The sequence below is a fragment of the Peribacillus sp. Bi96 genome, from assembly GCF_918698115.1.
Taxonomy (GTDB): Bacteria; Bacillota; Bacilli; order Bacillales; family DSM-1321; genus Peribacillus.
The window spans coordinates 46,691-62,017 of sequence record NZ_CAKKLV010000016.1; the positions used below are offsets into that span (position 1 = coordinate 46,691).

Below are 15,327 nucleotides of genomic sequence, written 5' to 3' on the forward strand. Positions count from 1 at the left end.
ATATAAAAAGTAATAGGATAATAGGACACAAACGAAACAATAAAGTTAAGTGTTTATATTATTAAGTGGCATTCCCCGGTAAATTACTTTGTATCTCGAGACCAATTTACAATTTGATCTTGATTCTAGGTTCTCTATATGTTCCTTTAAAATACTTTTTCTTGCCCGTAGCTCTAGTAGTTCTAGTTACTGTATAATTACCTCTATCATAGTATTTTGTTGAATAATAGAATCTTGTTGTATATCCTTTTGGAGGACCTGAAAATTCTCGAGTTCTAGTATAAGTATACGACACTGTATTGCTTAAACTTGCATCTAAAGACGCTGCTGCCCCCTTAGTTAACGACCCTGTCGCAGTTGCGCTATTGGAAATAGTTACTGAGTCCGACAAAGTTTCTTTTAATCCTCTTGGAACTGATATAATTGATTTAGCGGCACCATTTGTTCTGTCAGAAAATTTCTTTGCTGTAGAATATTTATAGATTACTCCTTGTGCGGAATAATCTGATTCATCATCCTCGATAGTAATCCCCATTATGCTAAACGTTGAAATTCCGCTTGCTGACGATACCTTAACTGATTTACTTTGAATAGGACTTAGAGCATTTTCTAAACTTTTTGTAGAATATGTTTCAGATGTGTCTTTAGTTGTGTCCGTTATTACATCATAAATTGTTATGTTATCACTGCCATCTGCTTGACTTACAATATCTTCAATAAGTGTATCAGAAATGTCCATTCCATTTGCATTCGATTCAAAATTCACTTTAACAATCTCTCCCGTTTCTGAGTCTTCAACTTTGGCAGTTTTCTCATTTTTACTGATAACTTCATTGTTCACACTTTCTGACTCTTCAGCGTAAGCTGTAAAGCCTGTTAGGCTACTAAATAAAACTGTGGTACATAACACTGAATAAAACTTATTTTCGAACTTCATCATAATTATCCCTTTATATACATTTTTTTCTAAAATAATACAAACGGAAATTGTAACTCTGTTTATTATATTTGTATAGGGTTTTCATTCGACAAAAAAAGACACTCATCTAATTCACACAGAACAAAACTGTTGTAATTCTAATACTTATTTTCCTATCAGCCCTTTCCTATGTATCTTGAACTGTAGACTTTGTTATACTTAAATATTTTGCAATTTGTGAGTAGGAAACATTGGGCAAGATCGAGTTGTTATCCAAATTTATTTACACAACAAAAAGAAGAAATTTAGATAATTAGGATTCTATCATTCTCTTGATTGCGTTCCCAATACATAACTATTTGAAAAATTAAAAAGGCTTGCTCCCGCGGTGAAACAGATAGAGAATTGTCTTGAACCCCACACATTAGAGGAAGCAACACATAAAGGAATGTTAAAATTTATAAAGAGACATTCTTATGGCGAATGTCTCTTTTTCTTATCATATAGGTCAGGGACGACCGACTCATTTGATTTAATCTTCATGTCTAACTCTGTATCAAAAAGTTTGAATCCCAATACTTTAATAGATCAATCTTATTTTTTGCTACTTTTCGCGTTACATCGAATCCAGAATCAAAGAGATGAGCAGGCCGGCTGCTGTAAATATGCCCGTGATCGGTCCTCCGTCTTCGTATGCTTCAGGCATCATCGTTGACGCAATCATGGCGATAATGCCACCGCCTGCAAAGGCTGCCATCGCTGCCATCACATATTCCGGGGCATGATCGAGAAATAGATAGCCGGACATCGAGGATAATGCCGAGATAAGCAGGACGGAAAACCACAGCAGCATGATTTTCTTCTTGGAATAGTTACTATTGAGCAGGCCCGTTGTACTTGAGAGTCCCTCTGGAATATTACTGATGAAGATGGCAATGACCAATAACCAGCTTACCGTTCCGCCGCTTATTAAGCTTGCGCCAATCATGATCGACTCTGGTATGGCATCCATCACGGTCCCAATAAAAATGGCCATGCCCGCTTCTTTCGATGAACTATTATTAGACCGTTTCCTTTTATCCGCACCCTTTTTGGAAACAAGAAAATCCAAGCAAGTAAACACGCCGGCTCCTGCTATAAATCCAATCGCCGTCGCCCAGATTCCTCCATCATTCACAGAATCGGCAAGCAGCTCATATGTAGCCGCACCAATCAATACGCCTGTTCCAAATGCCATGATGTAGCCAATGATGTTTTTCTTAATCGGAATGAAGATGGCCGCAAGTGCACCAAGCAAGACAGCAGAACCCGAAACCCCTCCCCAAAAGACCGCATTCCACATGGTATACCCTCATTTCCTTTTTTATAGGATAGTACCCGAGTTGATGTTGCGGTAAACAAGGGGCCGCTTTTGCAAATTCCAGCAAAAAAAAAGCAGTTATATTCGCTGCCATAGTAGTTGTGTATAGAATAGTAGATTCCTTATGTTACCCTACCTTTATTGGTAATCATTATGGTGCATCGCTGCCTTATATGACTGATATTTGCGGTTTTCCTTCTTCTCTTTCACTAACCTTTTCAATTTTATCAACAAACATTTGGAAAACCTTTCTCTTTTCTTCCAGCTCTTTTATAGACTCTTTCAATTCGTTCAATTTTTGTTCAAAAGGTTTATGATAGAGCTCGCGAATGTTTCGAATAATTTCATCATTTATAGTCGATTGTACAACCTGTTTGGTAATATTGAATTTATAGGAATAAACCTGAAGTTCACGCTTAACTTCTTCATACTCTTTTTCTATCCCATTTAACACATCACTAATTTCTTCATTCCATTCGATTAAAGCCTTTTTCACATGTTCCTCCACCCTTATTCCCCCTCTTTAACTAACAAAAAATTCTTCTCCATAAAAACTTATTTTATCAAACGTTCATTTCGGTTTCTTTTCGGCTTAGTTACTTAATAAATAAGTTTTATTAAAAACAGATAACAGCCTCCCCAGTCAGTAGCTAGCTGATCAATAACCGCTTTTAATAATCTACATACAATGAAGCATGACAACTATAAACTATGGAGGTGTTCAGTCTGATTCATACAGTTAAACCAGGTGAAACACTTACACAGATATCCAGGGACTATCGGAAACCGCTATCGGCAATCATCAATGCTAACCCGACAATAAATCCAAATGTCATTTATCCTGGCCAACCCATTATGATCCCTGGTTTCCCCCCTCCTGATACCATTCCTTACAGCATCGAAGTGTCCGTTAACAATCGCTGGCTAAGGTTATTAAAAGATGGCGTACTGCAAAAACAATATCCCATCGCCGTTGGCAGAATGTTGTTCGGAACACCTGTAGGACAGTTCATCATTATCAATAAAGATCCCAACCCTGGAGGGCCGTTCGGTATAATGTGGATGAGTTTATCCAAAGAACACTATGGCATTCATGGAACAAATGATCCAAGCTCAATTGGTAGAGCTGTATCAAAAGGCTGTATTCGTATGCATAACCGTGATGTAGAGCAATTATCAAAAATTGTTCCAATCGGGACAATGGTTACGATTCATCCTTAATGTGCAGGGGCTGCCTATGCACTTTTTCCGCATTATAAATAAGCCGACGAGATTGTCCCATCGGCTTATTTGGCATTAATTCAGATCATACTTGATTTAATTTTTTCGCAAGAATTTTATACTGAAGATCTGCAACATGGTTTATGAACGCTTGGTCATGGGATACAAATATGATCGTCCCTTCATATGCAGCTATAAATCGTTCTAATGCTTCAATGGCATGAATATCCAAAAAATTGGTCGGTTCATCTAATAACAGAATGTTGTATTCCCCTAAGAACAACTGACAAAGTTGGAGGCGAATCGCTTCTCCGCCACTTAATGACTGAACACTTTTTTGTATATCCGTACCGACAAACTGCATCGAATGCAGGACGCTTCTTAAAAATCCTTCATCATATTCTGAGCGGTTTCCCAAGAATTGCAGAACCGTTTCATCCCTTCCAAATCTATAGCTCATTTGACGGAAGTAACCCATTTTTGCTTTTGGAGATAGCGCTAATCCTACACCATTATTCGCAATATGATGAAGCAAAGTACTTTTACCGCTACCATTGCTGCCTGTAATGGCTATTTTTTTACCGAGTGGCAGCTGGAAACTCACTTCATCCAATATTACTTTCTCCTTCACTTGAAGAGTCATTCGGTCTGCCATAATTGGGAACTTATTATGCAATTCCAATTGCTTTGACTGGCGAAATACGATGTGTCTTTCCTCTTGTACCGCTTCCACTTCCTGAAGTTTTTCCACTCGATGCTCAATGGCCTTCGCTGCACGTTGCGCGGCTTTTTGGCTAGTGCCTTTTGATTTCGTCATAAACGTTTTATTCGGTTTTGCATTCGCCTCTTTTTTTGACAATCTTCCAGCTTGAGCGATTTTTTCAGCCTTTTTCATTTTTTCCTGCGCTGCTTTTTCAAGTCGACTCTTTTCTTTTATAAATTGTTCATGAGCTTGCCTCTGTTGTTCACGTTTTAACTGCTTCTGTGCCATGTACTCGCTGTAATTTCCTGAATATACATGTACCTTGCCTTCATGTACTTCCCAAATCTTTGTGACAAGCTCGTTTAGTACAGCCCGATCATGACTGATTAATAGAAGCGCACCATAATAATATCGTAATGCATCAAGTAAAAACGAAATGCCGTCTTGGTCCAAGTTGGTTGTCGGCTCATCGATAAGTAACGCTTCAAAATAGTGCGTAAACAATTGGGCAAGCTTCAGCCTTGTTTGCTCACCGCCGCTTAGCGACTCTGAATTTCTCGGTACGGCTAATCTTCCCAGTATCGCCGGGTCAGCTTCTGTAACAGCAGGGGCTTCAACTTGCTCAAAATAGCCACCTTCAACGTAACACTTTACTTTTCCACTTGTCGGTTGAATTTTTCCAGCAAGCAGCTTTAATAACGTACTTTTCCCTGTACCATTTTTCCCGACGATCCCAATGCGGTCAAATTGATGTACAGCCAATCGTTCAATCTTCAATATCTCTTTATCTAAATATGTCACTTCGACATTTTCTAATTCAAAACATATTTGTTCCATATTCGCTACCTCCGAAATTTGTGATTTCGTATCGATAGCTTGGATCGATACGAGCTTCTATTTCAAGCTCGCATCAATAGAAAAGTAACATCATCAAGTTAAATCCCTCCAAAATAAAAAGTACACAGAAGGCTCTGTGTACTAAAAAAATCGGCATAGATATTCGGTAGAACGAGAAAACTTCTACAACATATCCATCCTATACACACAGCAAACAACCCCTTATGCAAAGTGGTTTTTTCCATAATATGTGTGTATATTAGTATAGTTGTAAAAATGCCACGTTTATCGCTCCTTTCAATTCTTGTCCCTATTCTAACCAGGATATTTCCAATAGTCAATTTTTTTTGTTTTGTATAATGGATGATTCCATTAATTTCTCGTCACCCCATGGTAAATCTTGAAAACTACTAGGAGTGTGTGTCACAATCAAAAAGAAATACGCAGATTTACTTGTGACGTTAAGACAGACATAGACAACCCGCTGAAATGAAAGGGTGAACCATTTCTTCTCTGCAGGCGACAGACTCACATACCATGTACTCAATTACAAATAAGGAGGCCATAATTCATGAGAACAATGAAACTTGGAAACAGCACATTAGAGGTACCGGTCGTTTCAGTCGGCTGCATGCGAATCAATTCGCTGGATAAAGCCGAGGCTGGACATTTTGTCCAAACGGCACTGGAAGAGGGCGCGAACTTCTTCGACCATGCTGATATTTATGGCAGTGGCGAATGTGAGGAAATATTCGCGGACGCCATCGGGATGAACGCGAGCATTCGTGAAAAGATCATCCTGCAATCCAAGTGCGGCATACGCAAGGGGATGTTTGACTTCTCCAAAGAGCATATCCTCGATTCGGTGGACGCAAGCTTGAAGCGGCTGAAAACGGATTATCTGGATATTCTGCTACTCCACCGTCCGGACACGTTAGTAGAGCCGGAAGAAGTAGCCGAGGCCTTCGATATTCTTGAAAATTCAGGAAAAGTGCGCCATTTCGGTGTTTCCAACCAAAATCCGATGCAGATCCAGTTGCTAAAAAAATCGGTGAAGCAGACGATTGTGGCAAACCAACTACAATTAAGCATCACCAATGCCAACATGATCTCCAATGGATTTAACGTAAATATGGACAATGACCACGCTGTGAACCGGGACGGCAGTGTACTGGATTTTTGCAGACTGAACGATATCACCATTCAGCCTTGGTCACCTTTCCAATACGGATTCTTTGAAGGCGTATTCCTCGGAAACGACAAGTTCCCTGAATTGAACCAAAAGATAAATGAAATCGCCGACAAATATGAAGTCAGCAACACGACAATTGTCATCGCATGGCTCTTACGCCATCCCGCACATATGCAGCCGGTCATCGGGACAATGAATGAAGACCGCCTCAAGGATTGCTGCAAGGCAAGCGATATTCATCTTACACGCGAAGAATGGTATGGCATCTATCGTGAGGCAGGCAATGTGCTGCCGTAAACACGAAGATCAACCCTTTTCTGAGTAAAGAAATCAGAATGATAATTAAGAACCCTCCAAAAAACATCGTTTTTTAGAGGGTTCTATTTTATTCAAATTTCTAAGTGGTGGAAATCAACACCCCTACTAAATGTGTAAAAATTGATTTGGAGTCATTTTATTTTTTCTACTGTCAATTAAAGCAATACAGTGAGCCAATCGCTCTACCCCTAATTTAATTTGACACTCGTTCACTTGTGAGATGCTTAATCGAATGAGATTTTCCTTTTTATATTCTGGTAAAAACATTCTAGAGGCATCATCAACATAGATATGCTGCTCGTTTAGCATATGAACGACCTGTTTTGCTGTCACATTCTCGGGCAAACTGATGGATAGATAGAACCCTGAACTCGGTTTTGAAAAAGAAGTATTAGCCGGCAGCAAATCCTCACATGCTTCTTGAAGGATTTGCATTTTATTACGATAAACCTCTTTTACTTTTTTGAGATGACTATTAAACATACCACTTTTTAAATAGATTTCTAGCGCACCTTGAGAAAGTGCTGAACTATTAAAATCCGAACTGAATTTATATCGTAAAAAATTGTTGATCATTAATTCAGGAAGAACAACTGCACCAATCCTTAACCCTGGGAGAAAAACTTTCGAAAAGCTTTTAATATAAATCACTCTCCCAGAAGGGTCAAAAGAAAATAAAGGATCGGACTTTGGATTTGGATCAAGGTCTCCTAAAATATCATCCTCCACTATATAAACATCGTATTTTTCAGCTAGCTCAACGATTTTTTTCTTTTCGCTATTCGTGTAACAATGTCCAAGTGGATTATGAAATCTCGGGATCATATAGAAAAATTTTATATCATTATTTCGAAAAATGTATTCCAGACGATCAAGATCAATCCCATCCATCGATAATTCAATTCCAAAAGCAGTAGCTTGATGCATATTGATGGATTCAATGAATCCGAAATAAGTAGGCTGTTCAATTAGTATATTGTTTTTTCCATTCGGAAATGGCATAGAAACTAATAAATGAAGGGCTTGCTGCGAGCCAGATACAACGACTAATCTTTCAGGTTGAGTGAACACCTGTAAATCTTGCAAATACTTCACTACCTGTACTCGTAGTGAGTAAAGCCCTTGTTGATCAGAGTAGGTAAAAAGATCTTCTTTATATTGGTCAATTGCTTGATTCATACAATGTTGAAATTCCACATAAGGCATAACGTTTTTATCTGGACCAGCAGACAAGAAATCAATCACCTCAATTTCTTCCGTAGCTTTTAGAAATTCATTCACAACATAGTAGCCGCTTTTAGGAACGGAATAAATTAAATGCTCTTTTTCAAGTTCCTCGTATGCTTTAATGACCGTATTCTTGCTGCATGAAAAATATTCAGATAACTGACGAACAGAAGGGAGTTTACTGCCTGCAATTAGCGAACCACCTGCTAGTCGAAGCTTAATTTCTTCCATTATCTTAATATATTTTGAGTTCATCCATTAGTCCTCCTTGAACTGTACCAGGTCAGATGGGTAAAAAATGGGTTTATTTTTATTGTATGTACTCATAGTATGTTAATTATATCAAAACTGTTTTTTATGAGAAGTAAACAATGGTACAGATGTGATACAAAATATAAAGATTGGGGTTGGGTAAGATGCAGGGAGTAACCAGGGAGAAATTAGGATTATTGTTGGGATTAGCAGGCGTCATTTGTTTTAGCTTAACGCTCCCCGCTACAAGTATTGCTGTAGAGTATTTTGGGACTACGGTCGTCGGTTTAGGAAGAACGGTTGTTGCTGCTATTTTAGTAGCTGTAGTATTGATCGTTCGAAAGGAAAAGCTACCTTCTCCAGGGCAATTCAAAAGTCTACTTATTGTTGCGGTTGGTGCAGTTTTAGGATTTCCTCTCCTCACTTCCTGGGCAATGGAATCCTTGCCTGTTTCTCATGGAGCTGTGGAAGTAGCCCTGTTACCGTTAGCAACAGCGGGATTCGCTATGTTTAGAGCAGGGGAAATCCCTTCAATCAAATTCTGGGTTTCAAGTATAATCGGCTCTTTAGCTGTCATTATGTATGCACTTCATCTTGGATTCGGTCAATTGCAATTTGCCGATTTAGCTTTACTAACAGCAGTGATTATACTGGGGCTAAGTTACGCAGAAGGGGGGAAATTAGCGAAAGAATTGGGCAGCTGGCAAGTGATTGCTTGGGCAATAATGATCGGTGCTCCTTTTTTCATTATTCCAGTTGGGCTAAACCTTACAACGGAAATGCTCCATGCCCCTATCCAAGCTTGGGTTAGTTTAATGTATCTCGCAGTGGTTAGTCAATTTCTAGCATATGTTGCTTGGTATAGCGGAATGGCCATGGGCGGAATATCAAGGGTTAGTCAGATTCAATACTTACAACCATTTTTAATGATTCTATTTGCAACAGTATTTCTAGATGAATCCATCACATTTTTCACTCTTGTAACAGCAGTGATTGTTGTCTTTTCTGTTATTTTAGGCAAAAATGCTCACGTAACAAAAAAGGTAGCTGTATCCGAGAAACACTAATCAATGACCAACTGAGATGACCGAATGATAGTAGATGAAGCGGTGGTCATGAACAAGGTGGTTCAATATAGAAGGGAAAGTAAAGTACAGACGAGCAACGGATGTCAATTTTAATGAAAGCAAACCTAAAAAAATAGTGGATAATCTATGTGTTTCACATAGTATCCACTATTCGCCATAAGCTAATTTATTTGTCCCTAATCAATTCATATTGATTGGCCAATAATAAAACATGAGTGTAACCATGATAATCATGACGCCGCTGATCATTAAATAGGCTGGGTATCTGCGGGTGATGTTCATTTCTTTTTGCTCGTCTATTTCTATTGGGGTTTGAAGGATATTTGCCTGAAACTCCCTTTCTTCCTTGGTGATCACTCCATATTTAGAGCCAATGATGAGTGCGCTTATACTTAGAATTAATCCGATGATCACAGAGTTGAAGTAAACAGGAAGGCTAATCCCGAACATGCCCAGGCTTTCTCCGAGAATCACTCCAAAGAAACCGAATACGATACTCCAAAAGGCCCCTTCTTTCGTTATCTTCTTTGAAAATACACTTGAAATGGCGATTGGCCCCCATGATGCGGCAAATAATGTAGCCGCAAAATAACCGATCCACATGACAGCTGGCGGCTGGAACAATCCAATCAATAAGATGATCAAGCTAATGACCACCATGGAAATGCGGCTGGTACGTAAGAGATGGTGATCTGTGTATTTCTTATTTCTTGATTGCTCCATGATATCCCGTGTTATGCTGCTCCCGATTATCTGAAGGAAGCTTGAACAGGAAGATAATGCAGCCGCCATGATGCCGCTAATAATGATGACCCCAAGCCATGTAGGGACAATATTCATCGCTGCCCAAATGAATACCTTTTCCGTCGGTGCGATATCTGCTTTGATCGTGGTGATCGTCGATATGCTGATATGGAGAAACAAGTAGACGGACAAAATCGATATGGTTGCCCAAACGCCAGCACGGATGGCTACGTGTTCATTTTTAGCCATTAAATACCGGCTGCTTTGCCAAGGGCTTACTGCAATGACAATTCCCCAGACCAAGCCCATGATGACTGCCCAGGCTAATGCTTCCCAAGGCGTTCCCATAGTAGCACCTGATCCAGTAATACCGTGCCAACTCAATAAATCCGGCCTTTCAGCTAGATTCGCTGCCTTTGTAATGGCATTAGGAAATCCACCCGCAGATTTAATAATATAAGGAAAACTAAGATACGTTGCGATTGAGAATAAAAAGAACATGATTGTATCATTTACCATAACCCCTTTCGCCCCAGAGAGAATCGTAAATGATGAATAGACTAGCCACATGATGATCAAGGCTATTGGATATGAAACACCAGAAACCTCGGCCAATAAAACGGCTGCCCCTTGAGTAACGGCAACTAAGTATGCAGAGATTCCGAGAATCGTCGTGATGGCAGCGGCCAGTCGTACTTTTTTAGAATGAAAGCGATTACCAAAAAATTCAGGGACCGTCAATGACTTGCTTCTTCTTAAATATCTCCCAAACAGGAAAACGCCGAATATATAGCCGCTTGCATTAAAAATAACGAGGATAAGCAGCAGGATCGGGTACCCTTCATAGGAAAATCCTGCTTCTCCCATAAAGGATACGGTGCTTAAGAAAGAAGCAACAAGCGTACCGGTTATCATCAATGTGTTTCCACTTCGTCCAGATACATAATATTCCTCTGAGCTTTTCACTTTCCTGAATAAAAAGATGCCGATTGAGACATAAACACAAAAAGATACAATGATTCCTATGAGGAAAGCCATTTACATCCCCACCTTTTCAATCGGAGCTTTTTCTTTTATTGCTTCTTGATTCCTTTTCATTTTTATCAGAAAAACCTTCGTGATCCACCCCATGACGATTAAGGAACCCCCATAGCTCAAGCTGAAAATTAACTCACCCATTTCTTGACCCCCTTATCAAAATTGAAATAATCAATAGGTAAATATGCAATATCCATACCAACTTTTCGAATTTTCAGATTTTAATAAGAGTCATCGTTATTTATTCTCATCATATACAAATTGGTATTTGCCAAGTTTGCGCATGATCGTCGTTTGGCTAACCTCCAGAGCTTTGGCCATTTTTCGGGTAGATTTATATGTAGAAAGGGCCTGTGACAATAATTGCTTTTCCGTTTCCTCTAACGCTTTTTTCAAGGGAATGATTCCTGTTAAATTGACAAGTGCAGTATCTTTGTACGTTAAATCGGAAGGCAGATCCTCTATCGTTACAATAGGCTTTCTAGCCGTCACGACAATTTGTTCAATTACATTTTCCAATTCCCGAACATTACCCGGATATTGCTGCAGCTGCAAAATTAACTTGGAATGATCATCGATACGGATTGATTGACCGTATTTCTCATTGAATTTCTTCAAAAAATAATCGGTTAATAATAAGATATCTTCCTTTCGCTCACGCAGCTGTGGAATTTCCAATGGAACGACATGCAATCGATAATATAGATCCTCGCGAAACTGATTATTCTTGATCATTTGCTTCAAGTCTTTATTCGTAGCGGAGATAATCCGAATATTCACCTTTTTCTCCTTGGTTCCACCCACCTTCATGAATGTTCTCTCCTGGACCAGATGCAGGATTTTCACCTGAATGTCGAGCGGCATTTCCCCGATTTCATCAAGAAACAGCGTGCCGCCATCAGCACTCTCAACAAGTCCTTGTTTCCCGTGCTTATTAGCTCCCGTGAATGCCCCGCTTTCGTAACCAAACAGCTCGGACTCAATTAATGCGGATGGAATCGCGCCGCAATTCACTTGAATGAACGTTTTATCCTTTCTATTGCTTAAATCATGGATGATCCTTGCCAAAACCCCTTTTCCGACTCCGGTTTCTCCATGGATGAAAATCGATGAATCCATTGGAGCCACTTTTTCAGCTAATTCCAGTACATGAATCATCTTATCCGAATTTGTAATGAAGTTATTGAGGGACACGGTTTTTTTACTCTGAGAATGCTCATTTTGTGCTAGTTGACTCCTAAGATTCACTTGGTTTAATTTACTCTTCATCTCAACTAACTCCGTGATATCCCTGGAATTCGATACAATTCTGTATAAGTTCCCCTCCTCATCAAAGATTGGCTTGGCTGTGCTAAATACAGTCAACCCATGCGGATACGTTTGCTCAGCTGAATGGACCGCTTTCGTCTTCATCGTTTTTAATGTAACCGAATTGTTGATCAGCCCCTTTTCCACTAACTCTTTAATGTTCTTATTAATAAAGGCCTCCGGTGGCAGCCCTGTAAGCTTCTTACATGCTTCACTCACGAATAACGTGTCCCCGTTGGCATCCGTCACGAATATTTCATCATAGCTAGAATGCAGTATTTGTGTGAGCTCCTTTACTTTCTTTCTTGTCACCTCCAGCTCTTCATGCAGTGATTCGTTTAAACTTATTAAGCTCTTAATCTTCTTTTTAAGCAGGATTTCCTTTACTTCATAGTTCGGATAGCATCTATATTGATTATCTCCATGTTGAATCACAAAGTCATAGGTGCTCATATCCTCTTCATTGAGCTTATCGACATCATCCACAACGACAAAAGATTGATTAAGGTAATCAATGATTTCCCTGTTTGGACCATCAATATCCAACTTCTTTAAAAAGAGTCCCTCATCTAATATACCGAGGATTTCCAAGTGATTTTTCATGACAATAAAGGGAGAGGAATTAATTTTCAGTAATGATTTTACATCCAAAATAGAAATATCGGAAAATACAATTAGTGCTTCTTTTTTCACTTCAGGTTCCACCCGATCACCTCATCGTTTGATTTCGAACCGAATTTGTTACACTTTTTCGTACACAAAAAAATAAGTACCCCTTTCATAAGCAACGAAAGTCCATATACCAACCAATTTTGAACTGAACCTATAATGAATCACCATTTTTCAAAAAAGGTTCAGTTATCTATATATAAAATACTCGATTCATGAGCCAAACCCTCCTTACAAATGTAAAAAATGTTTATTCAGCCAGATTCCCCAAACGGCATGATTATTGCATATTGAACCTATATGGAGAAAAGCTAGAGGGCGATTGGATGTCCTCTATACTCTCATTCTATCTAAAATTAGGGAGTGGTCACGATTATGGCTCAATTCAAAAATCTGTTTACCCAATTAACGATCGGACATACTGAATTGAAAAACCGGATTTTAAGTACAGCACATCAAACAAATCACGTAACGGACGGGATTCCCACTTCGGATATGGTGGCCTATCATAAAGCCCGCGCTAAAGGGGGCGTCGGATTGATCATCCTTGAAGCAGCATCCGTACATCCATCCGGCATGCTTACGTCCAAAACGATTGCAGGATATGACCAAAGAATCGTCCCTGCCTACAAAGAGATTTCCGAAACGCTCCATACATATGGAACGAAGGTTTTCTCCCAGCTATTTCATGGCGGAAGGGAAGTTGTATCGAGCGACTATCGAAATGCAGCATGGGCGCCATCCGCCGTTCCAAGCTTACGCTTCGGTGTCATGCCAAAACCCATGAGTTTAGAAGATATTGAAGGAGTGATTGAAGGGTTCGCCCATTCAGCACAGCTGGCAAAGGATGGCGGACTGGATGGAGTGGAAATTTGCTGTTCACACGGATATCTCCCTGCCCAGTTTTGGTCCGTGCATACAAATAAGCGCACCGATCTCTATGGCGGGTCCTTTGAAAATCGGATGCGATTCATCGTGAATATTTTGGAAAAAGTATGGGAAAGAGTCGGGGAAGACTTTACCGTTGGCATTCGGATGAGCTCAGATGAATTGACGATGGACGGGACAACGATGAAGGATTCCGTGCAAATCGTCGAATACCTCGCGGAAAAGGTCCGATTGGATTTCATTAACGTCACAGCCGGAGATTCCAGTACCTTCGAGGGATCAACACATATCGTGCCGCCATCACCGATAAAGCACGCTTACCTATCACCGCATGGATTCAAAATCAGAATGGCAGGAGCGGTACCGGTCTTTGTCGGTAATCGAATCGTCGACCCGGTTGAAGCCGAACAGATCGTATCAACCGGAAAAGCCGATGTTGTGGGAATGACCAGGGCTTTAATCGTCGACCCTGACATGCCCAACAAAGCAAAGAACGGTGACCTGCAAGCAATCGATGCATGTATTGGCTGTTTACAAGCCTGCATCGGTCACTATCATAAAGGACTGCCGATTGGCTGTGTCCAAAACCCAACAACAGGTAAAGAAGCATGGATATTACCAGAATTAAAGAAAACGAGAAGCAAACAGAATGTCCTAGTGATTGGTGCCGGACCTGGCGGATTACAGGCAGCCATAACAGCGGACACACTTGGTCATTCCGTTACACTGATCGATCAAAGTAAATCAATCGGCGGCCTACTCCGCACGATGCGCAAAGCACCGATGCGACATGAACTGGCAGAATCGATGCTCGATAACTACTCCCGGAAAATAATGAGAAGCAATATAAATGTGCAATTAGGCAAAACTGCAACTGCCCAAGAAATATCCGAATCGAAACCGGACGCCATTATCTGTGCCACCGGCTCGCGGCCCTATACACCAGCCATCGAAGGAATGGATGACCCACGGATTATCATGAGTGATGACCTCTTCAGCTCAACCAAAAAAGTTGGCGACAACGTATTAGTGTTCGACTTTGGCGGTGACTGGCCTGGCATGGAAGCAGCCATCTACCTAGCCGAAAAAGGTCACCAAGTCACACTCATATCATCCAGACTGCACATTGGCGAAACCGTCCACCAATATCTCAGAAATGAATACCTAAAAAAACTATACAACCTAAACGTCAAACTCCTTCCCCATTACGATATCGGGGCAATCAAAGAAGATCACGTCATCATCCGGAATCTATTCAACCAACAAAAAGAAGAACTAACCAATTGGGACTCCATCGTCCTCTCCCTTGGCCGCATTCCCAATACAGAACTATTCGAAGAAATGAAAGGCCATGCACCCGTCGTGAAGCAGATTGGGGATTGTCTTGGACCACGAACGATAGAGGAAGCGACGCATGAAGGGATGATGAGTGCTATTAGTTTATAGGGGGAAAGAGACATTCCCAAAGGAATGTCTCTTTTTCTTATTATATATGTTAGGCACGGCCTTATTTTATTCTTACCTTTTTTTAAAATTGAGCACTTTCCAAAAAAATATTAACCA

At 40.2% G+C, this 15,327-nt stretch carries 12 protein-coding genes; 4 read left to right on the top strand and 8 right to left on the bottom strand.

All coding sequences use genetic code 11. From position 1 onward, the window contains the following. Positions 1-106: 106 nt before the first annotated feature. The 3 genes from LQ203_RS18365 to LQ203_RS18375 form a co-directional block, all read right to left on the bottom strand. The gene (locus LQ203_RS18365) at positions 107-937 is read right to left on the bottom strand and encodes a hypothetical protein (protein ID WP_230160017.1); all 831 of its coding nucleotides are present in this window, start codon (positions 935-937) and stop codon (positions 107-109) included. Between the two features lie 598 nt (positions 938-1,535). Then, the gene (locus tag LQ203_RS18370; protein WP_230160020.1) at positions 1,536-2,261 is read right to left on the bottom strand and encodes a ZIP family metal transporter; all 726 of its coding nucleotides are present in this window, start codon (positions 2,259-2,261) and stop codon (positions 1,536-1,538) included. A 187-nt stretch (positions 2,262-2,448) separates the two neighbouring features. Then, positions 2,449-2,787, bottom strand: coding sequence for a hypothetical protein (locus tag LQ203_RS18375; protein ID WP_230160021.1), 339 nt, complete (start codon positions 2,785-2,787; stop codon positions 2,449-2,451). Positions 2,788-3,005: 218 nt separating this feature from the next. Between LQ203_RS18375 and LQ203_RS18380 the strand changes: the two genes are divergently transcribed. Further along, positions 3,006-3,500 (top strand): L,D-transpeptidase family protein, encoded by a 495-nt coding sequence (locus tag LQ203_RS18380; RefSeq protein WP_230160195.1) that lies wholly within the window; start codon positions 3,006-3,008, stop codon positions 3,498-3,500. An 85-nt stretch (positions 3,501-3,585) separates the two neighbouring features. Here the strand turns inward: LQ203_RS18380 and LQ203_RS18385 are convergent, their stop codons facing one another. Beyond that, entirely contained in the window at positions 3,586-5,040 is a 1,455-nt protein-coding gene (locus LQ203_RS18385) for an Msr family ABC-F type ribosomal protection protein (RefSeq protein WP_230160022.1), read from the bottom strand. A gap of 571 nt (positions 5,041-5,611) precedes the next feature. Between LQ203_RS18385 and LQ203_RS18390 the strand changes: the two genes are divergently transcribed. After that, the gene (locus tag LQ203_RS18390; RefSeq protein WP_230160029.1) at positions 5,612-6,529 is read left to right on the top strand and encodes an aldo/keto reductase; all 918 of its coding nucleotides are present in this window, start codon (positions 5,612-5,614) and stop codon (positions 6,527-6,529) included. 126 nt (positions 6,530-6,655) lie between these two features. Here the strand turns inward: LQ203_RS18390 and LQ203_RS18395 are convergent, their stop codons facing one another. Then, positions 6,656-8,032 (bottom strand): PLP-dependent aminotransferase family protein, encoded by a 1,377-nt coding sequence (locus LQ203_RS18395; protein ID WP_230160031.1) that lies wholly within the window; start codon positions 8,030-8,032, stop codon positions 6,656-6,658. Between the two features lie 161 nt (positions 8,033-8,193). Here LQ203_RS18395 and LQ203_RS18400 point away from each other — a divergent pair, with 161 nt between their 5' ends. Beyond that, entirely contained in the window at positions 8,194-9,096 is a 903-nt protein-coding gene (locus LQ203_RS18400; protein ID WP_230160033.1) for a DMT family transporter, read from the top strand. Positions 9,097-9,297: 201 nt separating this feature from the next. Here LQ203_RS18400 and LQ203_RS18405 read toward each other — a convergent pair whose 3' ends face one another. The 3 genes from LQ203_RS18405 to LQ203_RS18415 all read right to left on the bottom strand — a co-directional run bounded on the left by LQ203_RS18405 (position 9,298) and on the right by LQ203_RS18415 (position 12,900). Further along, positions 9,298-10,899 carry a sodium:solute symporter family protein gene (locus tag LQ203_RS18405; protein ID WP_230160035.1) on the bottom strand — a complete coding sequence of 534 codons (1,602 nt, stop codon included), beginning with the start codon at positions 10,897-10,899 and terminating at the stop codon, positions 9,298-9,300. Next, complete coding sequence (locus LQ203_RS18410) at positions 10,900-11,040, bottom strand: hypothetical protein (RefSeq protein WP_230160037.1); 141 nt, start codon at positions 11,038-11,040, stop codon at positions 10,900-10,902. Between the two features lie 96 nt (positions 11,041-11,136). After that, positions 11,137-12,900: a sigma 54-interacting transcriptional regulator gene (locus LQ203_RS18415; protein WP_230160039.1), complete on the bottom strand. Its 1,764-nt coding sequence runs from the start codon at positions 12,898-12,900 to the stop codon at positions 11,137-11,139. 351 nt (positions 12,901-13,251) lie between these two features. On the opposite strand from LQ203_RS18415, the gene LQ203_RS18420 reads away from it, so the two are divergent. Next, positions 13,252-15,210, top strand: a complete 1,959-nt coding sequence (locus LQ203_RS18420; protein ID WP_230160041.1) for an FAD-dependent oxidoreductase — start codon at positions 13,252-13,254, stop codon at positions 15,208-15,210. Positions 15,211-15,327 lie beyond the last annotated feature (117 nt).

Coding starts and splice junctions, on each gene's coding strand:
- LQ203_RS18405 (WP_230160035.1), bottom strand. CDS start 10,899: ATGGCTTTCCTCATAGGAATCATTGTATCTTTTTGTGTTTATGTCTCA.
- LQ203_RS18390 (WP_230160029.1), top strand. CDS start 5,612: ATGAGAACAATGAAACTTGGAAACAGCACATTAGAGGTACCGGTCGTT.
- LQ203_RS18370 (WP_230160020.1), bottom strand. CDS start 2,261: ATGTGGAATGCGGTCTTTTGGGGAGGGGTTTCGGGTTCTGCTGTCTTG.
- LQ203_RS18410 (WP_230160037.1), bottom strand. CDS start 11,040: ATGGGTGAGTTAATTTTCAGCTTGAGCTATGGGGGTTCCTTAATCGTC.
- LQ203_RS18420 (WP_230160041.1), top strand. CDS start 13,252: ATGGCTCAATTCAAAAATCTGTTTACCCAATTAACGATCGGACATACT.
- LQ203_RS18400 (WP_230160033.1), top strand. CDS start 8,194: ATGCAGGGAGTAACCAGGGAGAAATTAGGATTATTGTTGGGATTAGCA.
- LQ203_RS18365 (WP_230160017.1), bottom strand. CDS start 937: ATGAAGTTCGAAAATAAGTTTTATTCAGTGTTATGTACCACAGTTTTA.
- LQ203_RS18395 (WP_230160031.1), bottom strand. CDS start 8,032: ATGAACTCAAAATATATTAAGATAATGGAAGAAATTAAGCTTCGACTA.
- LQ203_RS18385 (WP_230160022.1), bottom strand. CDS start 5,040: ATGGAACAAATATGTTTTGAATTAGAAAATGTCGAAGTGACATATTTA.